The organism is Halomonas sp. MCCC 1A11062 (assembly GCF_021404355.1).
GTDB classification, from domain to species: Bacteria; Pseudomonadota; Gammaproteobacteria; order Pseudomonadales; family Halomonadaceae; genus Halomonas; species Halomonas aerodenitrificans.
In genome coordinates this window covers 1-243 of record NZ_JABFTW010000097.1, presented here as the reverse complement: position 1 = coordinate 243, position 243 = coordinate 1, and the positions used below count along the sequence as shown (strand labels likewise).

The 243-nt window shown below is 56.4% G+C and carries 1 rRNA gene; it reads right to left on the bottom strand.

The window, feature by feature from the left end:
* Positions 1 to 242: ribosomal RNA gene (locus tag HOP58_RS23325) — 23S ribosomal RNA — on the bottom strand; the annotation flags it as partial.
* Between the last annotated feature and the right edge of the window lies 1 nt (position 243).

Genomic DNA, 243 nt, shown 5'->3' with positions numbered 1-243 from the left:
GAGGAGACCGCCCCAGTCAAACTACCCACCACACACTGTCCTCGATCCGGATCACGGACCTGAGTTAGAACGCCAATGATGCCAGGCTGGTATTTCAAGGTTGGCTCCGCCCGAACTGGCGTCCGGGGTTCCTAGCCTCCCAGCTATCCTACACAAGCAACATCAGCGTCCAGTGTGAAGCTATAGTAAAGGTTCACGGGGTCTTTCCGTCTAGCCGCGGGTACACAGCATCTTCACTGCGAT